General features: G+C 65.1%; 11 protein-coding genes. All 11 read left to right on the plus strand.

Going from position 1 to position 9,313, the window contains the following annotated elements; translation table 11 throughout:
• The first annotated feature begins 206 nt into the window (after nucleotides 1–206).
• The 11 genes from AC2ITM_RS04475 to AC2ITM_RS04525 all read left to right on the plus strand — a co-directional run bounded on the left by AC2ITM_RS04475 (nucleotide 207) and on the right by AC2ITM_RS04525 (nucleotide 9,248).
• Nucleotides 207–956, plus strand: coding sequence for a gamma-glutamylcyclotransferase (locus AC2ITM_RS04475; protein ID WP_486468624.1), 750 nt, complete (start codon nucleotides 207–209; stop codon nucleotides 954–956).
• On the plus strand, nucleotides 949–1,227 hold the full coding sequence (locus AC2ITM_RS04480) for a hypothetical protein (RefSeq protein ID WP_486468625.1): 279 nt from the start codon (nucleotides 949–951) through the stop codon (nucleotides 1,225–1,227). The genes AC2ITM_RS04475 and AC2ITM_RS04480 overlap by 8 nt, the downstream gene beginning before the upstream one ends.
• Nucleotides 1,228–1,392: 165 nt before the next feature.
• The gene (rplO, locus tag AC2ITM_RS04485) at nucleotides 1,393–1,863 is read left to right on the plus strand and encodes a 50S ribosomal protein L15 (protein ID WP_486468626.1); all 471 of its coding nucleotides are present in this window, start codon (nucleotides 1,393–1,395) and stop codon (nucleotides 1,861–1,863) included.
• A 106-nt stretch (nucleotides 1,864–1,969) separates the two neighbouring features.
• Nucleotides 1,970–3,334 carry a preprotein translocase subunit SecY gene (secY, locus tag AC2ITM_RS04490; protein ID WP_486468627.1) on the plus strand — a complete coding sequence of 455 codons (1,365 nt, stop codon included), beginning with the start codon at nucleotides 1,970–1,972 and terminating at the stop codon, nucleotides 3,332–3,334.
• Nucleotides 3,331–3,972, plus strand: coding sequence for an adenylate kinase (locus tag AC2ITM_RS04495; RefSeq protein WP_486468628.1), 642 nt, complete (start codon nucleotides 3,331–3,333; stop codon nucleotides 3,970–3,972). The genes secY and AC2ITM_RS04495 overlap by 4 nt, the downstream gene beginning before the upstream one ends.
• A gap of 263 nt (nucleotides 3,973–4,235) precedes the next feature.
• Complete coding sequence (rpsM, locus tag AC2ITM_RS04500; protein WP_486468629.1) at nucleotides 4,236–4,604, plus strand: 30S ribosomal protein S13; 369 nt, start codon at nucleotides 4,236–4,238, stop codon at nucleotides 4,602–4,604.
• Between the two features lie 15 nt (nucleotides 4,605–4,619).
• On the plus strand, nucleotides 4,620–5,012 hold the full coding sequence (gene rpsK, locus AC2ITM_RS04505; RefSeq protein ID WP_486468630.1) for a 30S ribosomal protein S11: 393 nt from the start codon (nucleotides 4,620–4,622) through the stop codon (nucleotides 5,010–5,012).
• 114 nt (nucleotides 5,013–5,126) lie between these two features.
• Nucleotides 5,127–6,143, plus strand: coding sequence for a DNA-directed RNA polymerase subunit alpha (locus tag AC2ITM_RS04510; protein ID WP_486468631.1), 1,017 nt, complete (start codon nucleotides 5,127–5,129; stop codon nucleotides 6,141–6,143).
• A gap of 266 nt (nucleotides 6,144–6,409) precedes the next feature.
• The gene (gene rplQ, locus AC2ITM_RS04515; protein WP_486468632.1) at nucleotides 6,410–6,832 is read left to right on the plus strand and encodes a 50S ribosomal protein L17; all 423 of its coding nucleotides are present in this window, start codon (nucleotides 6,410–6,412) and stop codon (nucleotides 6,830–6,832) included.
• A gap of 94 nt (nucleotides 6,833–6,926) precedes the next feature.
• Entirely contained in the window at nucleotides 6,927–7,679 is a 753-nt protein-coding gene (map, locus tag AC2ITM_RS04520; protein ID WP_486468633.1) for a type I methionyl aminopeptidase, read from the plus strand.
• A gap of 159 nt (nucleotides 7,680–7,838) precedes the next feature.
• Complete coding sequence (locus AC2ITM_RS04525; protein ID WP_486468634.1) at nucleotides 7,839–9,248, plus strand: trypsin-like peptidase domain-containing protein; 1,410 nt, start codon at nucleotides 7,839–7,841, stop codon at nucleotides 9,246–9,248.
• The last annotated feature ends 65 nt before the right edge of the window (nucleotides 9,249–9,313 follow it).

The raw sequence follows: 9,313 nt of genomic DNA on the forward strand, positions 1-9,313 counted from the left end.
GGGCGTGATGGTGCCTCCGTGCGGCAGGGCGTTCTGCCAACGGATCTGCAGGCGCTGCGGCACAGCTGCCGCCCCCGATAGCTGCCGGTTTTTACAGCAGGGTCGGGGGGCGTAATCTGTGCGGTCACGCACGGCCAGTGGCTTCGGCCGCGCCTTTCGTTCGCACGCGGGCAGGCGTAGCATCGGTCATCTCCCAAGAGGTCCCCATGCCGCTGTCTCCCGATGCCTTCCGTCACCACCCGCGCCTTGCCGCACAGATCCGTGACCCCGAGGGCTGTCTGTTCCGCCACATGCAGCCCTGTGACCACGATGCCCGGATGCAAGAGCTGGGCTATGGTCCCGACTGGCGCTACGACGATGCGACCCGCGATGCGATGTTGCAGCGGGCGCTTGCGGGGCGCTGCGACCGCGACCTGTGGGTCTTTGCCTATGGCTCGCTGATGTGGAACCCGGGGATCTATTTCTCCGAGGTGCGCCGCGCCCGGATCGAGGGGTTGCACCGCAGCTTTTGTCTGGTCGACGAGATGGGCGCGCGCGGCACGGTGGGGGCGCCGGGGCTGATGGCGGCGCTGGATCTGGGCGGGGCCTGCGACGGCCTGGCCTTCTGTATCCCCGCCTGTGATGTCGCGCGCGAGGCCGATCTGCTGTGGAAGCGCGAGATGATCGCGCCGGGCTATATCCCCGTCTTCGTCACCGCCGCCACCGATCTGGGCCCGGTCGAGGTGCTGACCTTCCGCGCCGATCACGATGTGGACAGCATGGATCCGACGCTCGATCACGCGACCAAGGTGCGCTACATTGCGACCGGCCAGGGGTTTCTGGGCACCAGTCGCGAATATCTGGAAAACGTCGTGGCCCATTGCCGGGACATGCGCATCGCCGACCCCGAGCTGGAGCGCCTGATGGCCGATGTGGCCGCCTATCCCGTCCCCCCACGAGAACGTGATCATGCCTGAAATGACCCGACCCCTCTGCCGCCTTCTGCCCCTGGGCCTGCTGATCGTGCTGCCTCTGGCGGCCTGCGCGCCGCCGCCGGCGTCGCAGTCGGGGCAGGGCGACAGCCCGAAGACCTCTGCGGTGCACGGTCAGGCGACCGTCGGCATGGCTTCGGGGCGGGGGGGCGCGCATGCCATCGCGGGCACCTCTGTCTGCACCGGCACCAGCAATTTCCGCCTCGGGATCGGGGTCTCGACGGGCTATGGCCGCCACCAGGATCCCGACTGCTGAGGCACAGCGCCAGCCGCGCCCTGAGGCGCCTGCAGGCAAGCCTTGCATCGCGGGGGGCGTTTGTCCTATACGCCCCCGGTGGCCTTGGGTCACGGAATCACAACCAAGAAAAGCCGTGTGCGTCCCAACCCGCTTCGGGGACGGTTCCGGCGATGGAGAAGCGACATGAAACTGAACGAACTGCGCGACAACCCCGGCGCCGCACCGAAACGTACCCGCGTTGCACGCGGTCCGGGTTCGGGCAAGGGCAAGACTGCCGGCCGCGGTATCAAGGGTCAGAAATCCCGCTCGGGCGTGGCCATCAAGGGCTACGAAGGCGGCCAGATGCCCCTGTACCAACGTCTGCCGAAGCGCGGCTTCAACAAGCCGAACCAGAAATCCTACGCTGTCATCAACCTGGGCCTGATCGCCAAGTTCGTTGAAGCCGGCAAGATCGACGCCTCCGCTGTCGTGACCGAGGACGTCCTGGTCGCATCCGGCCTGGTCCGCCGCAAGCTGGACGGCATCCGCGTCCTGGCAAAAGGCGAGATCGCAACCGCGATCAACCTGGAAGTCACCGGTGCTTCCGCTGCTGCCGTCGCGGCAGTCGAGAAAGCCGGCGGCTCGCTCAAGGTGGCAGCAGCCGCCGCGGAATAAGGTTGTCGGCGGCGGAAACGCCGCTTACACCCTTCCCAGAGTTATCCTGACGCCGCCGAAGCCGGGAATACGGCCCCGGCGGCGTTTTCGCATCAAGAGAGAGCCTATGGTATCTGCAGCAGAACAGATGGCGGCCAACACGTCTTGGGCCGCGCTGAGCAAGGCGACCGAGCTCCGCAAGCGCATCTTCTTCACCATCGGCCTGCTGATCATCTGTCGGCTCGGTACCTACATCCCGGTTCCCGGGATCGACGGCTCCGCGCTGCGTGACTTCATGCAGGGTGCCGGTCAGGGTATCGGCGGCATGCTGTCGATGTTCACCGGCGGTGCGCTCGGACGCATGGGGATCTTCGCCCTGGGCATCATGCCCTACATCTCCGCCTCGATCATCGTCCAGCTGATGACGGCCCTGGTGCCGGCGCTGGAAAACCTGAAGAAGGAAGGCGATGCGGGCCGCAAGAAGATCAACCAGTACACCCGTTACGGCACCGTGCTGCTGGCCGCGCTGCAGGCATATGGCCTGGCCGTGTCGCTGGAAGCCGGCGACCTGGTCTCCGATCCCGGCCTGTTCTTCCGCGTCGAATGCCTGATCACCCTGGTCGGCGGCACGATGTTCATGATGTGGCTGGGCGAACAGATCACCGCCCGCGGCATCGGCAACGGCATCTCGCTGATCATCTTCGTCGGCATCATCGCCGAGGTCCCGACCGCGCTGGCACAGTTCTTCGCCTCGGGCCGTTCGGGCGCGCTGAGCCCTGCGGTGATCATCGGCGTGATGGTCATGGTGATCCTGGTGATCGCCTTCGTGGTCTTCATGGAACGCGCGCTGCGCAAGATCCACATCCAGTACCCGCGCCGCCAGGTCGGCATGAAGATGTACGATGGCGGATCCTCGCACCTGCCGATCAAGGTCAACCCGGCGGGCGTGATCCCGGCGATCTTCGCCAGCTCGCTGCTGCTGCTGCCGACCACGATCTCGACCTTCTCGGGCGCCAGCACCGGCCCCGTCATGTCGACGATCCTGGCCTATTTCGGCCCCGGCCAGCCGCTCTACATCCTGTTCTTCGTCGCGATGATCGTCTTCTTTGCGTATTTCTACACGCATAACGTCGCCTTCAAGACCGAGGACGTGGCAGACAACCTGAAGAACCAGAACGGCTTTGTCCCCGGCATCCGCCCGGGCGCCAAGACCGCGCAGTACCTGGAATACGTGGTCAACCGCGTGCTGGTGCTGGGCGCCGCCTACCTGGCCGCCGTCTGCCTGATGCCCGAAATCCTGCGCAGCCAGTTCCAGATCCCGTTCTATTTCGGCGGGACCTCGGTGCTGATCGTCGTTTCCGTGACCATGGACACGATCCAGCAGGTGCAATCCCACCTTCTTGCGCACCAGTACGAAGGCCTCATTGAAAAATCCCAGCTGCGCGGCAAGGGTAAGCGGCGCACTCGCAAGGGAGGACCGTCTCGTCGATGAATATCATTCTGCTTGGCCCGCCGGGCGCCGGTAAAGGCACCCAGGCCCGCGTGCTCGTTGAAGAGCGCGACATGATCCAGCTTTCCACCGGTGACATGCTGCGCGAAGCGCGCAGCTCGGGCACCGAGATGGGCAAGATCGTTGCCGATGTCATGGACCGGGGCGATCTGGTCACCGACGAGATCGTCATCGGCCTGATCCGCGAAAAGCTGGAAGGCGACAAGAAGGGCGGCTTCATCTTCGACGGCTTCCCCCGCACGCTGGCCCAGGCCGACGCGCTGGAGGCCCTGCTGGCCGAAGAAGGCGAAAAGCTGGATGCCGTGATCGAACTGCGCGTCCGCGATGAGGTCCTGGTGGACCGCATCGTCGGCCGCTCGACCTGCGGCAGCTGCGGCGAGGTCTACCACGACAAGACCAAGCCGATCCCCGCGGATGGCCATTGCACCAACTGCGGCGGCACCGAGTTCAAGCGCCGGGCGGACGACAATGAGGACAGCCTCAAGAACCGCCTGATGGAGTACTACAAGAAGACCTCTCCGCTGCTGGGTTACTACCACGTCAAGGGCAACCTCAAGCGCGTGGACGGCCTGGCCGAGATGAAGGTCGTCAAGGCCTCGATCGCGGCGATCCTGGACTGATCCCGGGACGGTTGTTTCGACGAAGGGCGTGGCCGCTGGCTGCGCCCTTCGGCATTTCGGCGGGGCAGGGTGCCGGAACCGGGTAAAGAGGGGGTTGACGCCTGCGGGAAAGGCAAATACCCATCCCTATCTCGGTCGCGCGGTGATTCCGTCGCCCCGGCCGTGCCCACCGTAACTTTTGGCCCGCTGCAATGAGTGCTTCGGGTCAGATGTTGTGAAAAAAGGATCTGGTGCTACGGATCCGCAACTCAAGGAAGTGACCATTGGCACGTATCGCCGGCGTTAACATCCCGACCGCAAAACGGGTTCCCATCGCCCTCACCTACATCACCGGCATCGGTCCGGCCTCCGCAAAGGCAATTTGCGAAGCGCTGAACATCGAAGCCACCCGCCGCGTCAACGAACTGTCGGACGCCGACGTCCTCGCCATCCGCGAGCACATCGACGCCAACTACAGCGTCGAAGGCGACCTGCGTCGTGAAACGCAGATGAACATCAAGCGCCTGATGGACCTGGGCTGCTACCGTGGCCTGCGTCACCGTCGCAACCTGCCGGTTCGCGGTCAGCGCACCCATACCAACGCCCGTACCCGCAAGGGCCCGGCGAAGCCGATCGCCGGCAAGAAGAAGTAAGGGGAGCACTGAAACATGGCACGTGATACCCGCCGTACGCAGAAGAAAAAAGTTTCCAAGAACATCGCCGCTGGCGTTGCTCATGTGAACTCGTCCTTCAACAACACCAAGATCCTGATCTCGGATGTGCAAGGCAACGCGATCTCCTGGTCGTCCGCCGGCACCATGGGCTTCAAGGGCTCGCGCAAGTCGACCCCCTATGCCGCCCAGATGGCTGCCGAAGACGCAGGCCGCAAGGCACAGGAACATGGCGTGAAAACCCTGGAAGTCGAAGTGCAGGGCCCCGGTTCGGGCCGTGAATCGGCGCTGCGCGCGCTGGCTGCCATCGGCTTCAACATCACCTCGATCCGTGACGTGACGCCGATCGCCCACAACGGCTGCCGTCCGCCGAAACGTCGCCGGGTCTGATCCCCCGACGGTGCTACGAGAGGCTGCGCTTTGCGCGGCCTCTCTTTCGTCATTTAAACCTCGGGAGTTCCGCTCTTTGGACATGGGAACGGGACAAGCATTGAGGAGACACGCATGATCCACAAGAACTGGGCCGAACTGATCAAGCCCACGCAGCTTGAAGTGAAACCGGGCAATGATCCGGCACGTCAGGCGACCGTGGTCGCGGAACCGCTTGAACGCGGCTTCGGCCTGACGCTGGGCAACGCCCTGCGCCGCGTGCTGATGTCGTCGCTCCAGGGCGCTGCCATCACCTCGGTGCAGATCGACAATGTTCTTCACGAGTTCTCCTCGGTTGCCGGTGTGCGTGAAGACGTCACCGACATCGTTCTGAACCTGAAGGGCGTCGCGCTGCGCATGGATGTCGAAGGGCCGAAACGCCTGTCGGTTTCCGCCAAGGGCGCCGGTGCCGTCACCGCGGCCGATATCGCCGAGACCGCAGGCATCGAGGTCCTGAACAAGGATCACGTGATCTGCCACCTCGACGAAGGTGCGGAACTGTTCATGGAGCTGACCGTGAACACCGGCAAGGGCTATGTCCCCGCCGACAAGAACAAGCCCGAGGACGCCCCCATCGGCCTGATCCCGATCGACGCGATCTATTCGCCGATCAAGAAGGTCTCCTACGACGTGCAGCCCACCCGCGAGGGCCAGGTGCTGGACTATGACAAGCTGACCCTGAAGGTCGAGACCGACGGTTCCGTTTCGCCGGATGACGCCGTGGCCTATGCCGCGCGCATCCTGCAGGACCAGCTGTCGATCTTCGTCAACTTCGAAGAGCCCGAATCGGCCACCCGCCAGGACGAGGACGACGGTCTGGAATTCAACCCGCTCCTCCTCAAGAAGGTGGACGAGCTGGAGCTTTCGGTCCGTTCCGCGAACTGCCTCAAGAACGACAACATTGTCTACATCGGCGATCTGATCCAGAAGACCGAGGCAGAGATGCTGCGCACGCCGAACTTCGGCCGCAAGTCGCTCAACGAGATCAAGGAAGTGCTGTCGGGCATGGGCCTGCACCTGGGCATGGATGTCGAGGACTGGCCGCCGGACAACATCGAGGACCTGGCGAAGAAGTTCGAAGACCACTTCTGAGCCGATCCTTTACCGGACGAACGGGGGCAGGGCGCAAGCTCTGCCCCTTTTCCTTTGGGGGGCCTGTTTTTCAAGGCTGCGAGGGCCGAATCCCCTTGCGCGACGCCCCGTCCTCCCTTATGGACCCGCCATCGCGAACGGTCTCCGCCATCCCGGGGGCCGGGCGCGTGTTCCATGGGCATCCGCCCCAAGGAGAGCGGCCCGCATCCGAGGGTCGCCGGACAAAGCAAAACCGCCCGCAAAGGGCCACATCTGGAGATAGACCCATGCGTCACGCACGCGGCTACCGTCGTCTGAACCGCACCCACGAGCACCGCAAGGCGCTCTTCTCGAACATGGCCGGCTCGCTGATCGAGCACGAGCAGATCAAGACCACCCTGCCGAAGGCGAAGGAACTTCGCCCGATCATCGAAAAGATGATCACCCTGGCAAAGCGTGGCGAAGGCGATCTGCACGCCCGTCGTCAGGCCGCATCCAAGCTGAAGCAGGACGCTCTGGTCCAGAAGCTGTTCGACGTGCTGGGCCCGCGCTACAAGGACCGTCAGGGCGGCTATGTCCGTATCCTGAAAGCCGGCTTCCGCTATGGTGACATGGCGCCGATGGCGATCATCGAATTCGTCGACCGCGACGTTGCGGCCAAGGGCGCAGCCGACAAGGCCCGCGTCGCCGCCGAGGAAGCCGCAGAGTAATCTGCACCCTCGACGCTGCACGGCATCGACCAGACCCCTGTCCGCACCGCGGGCAGGGGTCTTTCGTTTCTGACACCCCCCGGGAGGGACCCCCATGACGATCACCCAGGAAGACGAGCTTCTGGCGATGAAAGAGATCGGCCGCATCGTCGCCAACACTCTGCGCGGCATGGCCAAGGCGATGGAGCCGGGCATGACCACGGCCGAGCTCGACGCCATCGGGCGCCAGTTCCTGGAACGCGAGGGGGCGGTCTCGGCGCCGGAATCGGTCTATGGCTTTCCGGGTGCCACCTGCATCAGCGTCAACGAAGAGGTCGCCCATGGCATCCCCGGCCCCCGCGTCCTGGCCGAGGGCGATCTGGTCAATATCGACGTTTCTGCCAGCAAGGGGGGCTATTTCGCCGATACCGGCGCCAGCTATCCGCTGGGGCGCAGCCGTGGCGGGATCGAGAAGCTGTGCAAGGATGGTCGCAAGGCGATGCAGCTGGGGGTCCGGCAGGTGGGCAGCGGCCGGCCTCTGGCGGGCATCGGCCAGGCCATCGGCCGCTTTGCCAGCCAGAACGGCTATACGCTGATCCGCAACCTGGCCAGCCACGGCGTCGGGCAATCGCTGCACGAATACCCCGAAGAAGTCCCCACCTGGCCCGAACGCAGCGAGCGTCGCCGGATCACCCGCGGGCTGGTGCTGACGGTGGAACCCTTCCTGTCGCAGGGCAGCGTCTGGGCCGATCAGGACGAAGATGACGGCTGGACCCTGCGTGGCGTGCCCTCGGCGCCCTGCGTGCAGTATGAACACACGGTCGTCGCGACCGACAACGGCCCGCTGATCCTGACCCTGCCGGGGTAGGGGGCGATTGTTACAGGGCGCTCGCGCGGGGCGCACGCGCGCTCCGGAAAAGGTGACAGCCCGTGCACGCTGGGGTGGTTGTGTGATTTTCCAAATGGTTCCATATCACAGGAGAACCGCAAGGTTCGGGATATTTCTTCCTGACAGGAAAGGCGTGTCATGCTCCCCAGCCCGCTTCGCTCTGCCCTTCTGGCCACCGTGGTGGCCGTCACGACGCTTGGTCCGGCTTGCGTCCTGGCGGATACGAAGGTTCCCCAGAGCGAGGCGGAAATATCCCTGGGCTTCGCGCCCGTCGTAAAGATGGCCGCCCCCGCGGTGGTCAACATCTATGCGAAGCGCATCGTCGAGACGCGAAGCTCTCCCTTTGCCAGCGACCCGTTCTTCTCGCAGTTCTTCAACTCGGTCGGGCCGACGCGCCCCGAGGTGCAGAACTCGCTCGGATCGGGCGTGATCCTGACGTCGGACGGCTACGTGGTATCGAACTACCACGTGGTCGGCGACGCGGATGAAATCCGCGTGGTCCTGAACGACCGCCGGGAATACAAGGCCAAGGTCCTGCTGGCCGACAAGCAGGCGGACCTGGCGATCCTGAAACTGGATGGCGCCAAGGACCTTGCCCATCTGGAGCTGCGCGACAGCGACAGCGTCCAGGTGGGCGAGCTGGCGCTGGCCATCGGCAACCCCTTCGGCGTCGGCCAGACCGTCAGTTCCGGGATCGTCTCGGGGCTGGCGCGCTCGGGCACGGCGGCGGGCAGCGAACGCGGCTACTTCATCCAGACCGATGCGCCGATCAACCCCGGCAACTCGGGCGGGGCGCTGATCGACGTGAACGGGCGGCTGATCGGGGTGAATACCTCGATCCTGACGCGCTCGGGCGGGTCGAACGGCATCGGCTTTGCCATCCCCGCCGCCATGGTCAAGCAGTTCCTGAGCGAGGCCGAGGCCGGCAAGACCCGGTTCGAGCGTCCCTGGGCCGGGCTGACCGGCCAGGCCGTCGATGCCGACATGGCGCAGGCGGTGGGCCTTTCGGTGCCGCAGGGCATGGTGATTTCCAACATCGACGCCAAGAGCCCCTTTGCCGCGGCGGGCTTCAAGCCCGGTGACGTGGTGCTGGCGGTCGACGGTGTGCCGGTGTCGGGCCCGGCCGAGGTGCTGTACCGGATGTCGATCACTGGGCTGGGCAAGACGGCCCAGGTCACCCGGCTGCGCGACGGCAAGCGGCAGGACATCACCGTCAGCATGATCGCCGCCCCCGAAGAGCCCGCGCGAAATCCCGTCACCACCGGCAAGGATTCGACCCTGCCGGGGCTGAACCTGATCACCGTGAACCCCGCCGTTGTGGCCGAAAAGCAGCTGCCGCTTGCAACCCAGGGCGCCATGATCGCCGACCCGGGCAGCCTGGGCAGCCGCGCCGGGCTGCAGGAAGGCGACGTGATCCTGTCGGTGAATGGCCGCGATACCGTGACCTCGGAAGATGCCGAGGACGCTTTGTCCAACCTCCAGGGCCACTCCCTCGAGCTGGTGGTGCTGCGTCAGGGCCGCACGCTCAACCTGCGCTACCGGCTGTGAGCCCGGAGGACAGGGTGGGCGTGTCCTGACGCGCCCATCCGGGACCGGCCAACCTCCAGTGGACC

It is taken from the genome of Pseudooceanicola sp. NS-SX9 (assembly GCF_057380705.1).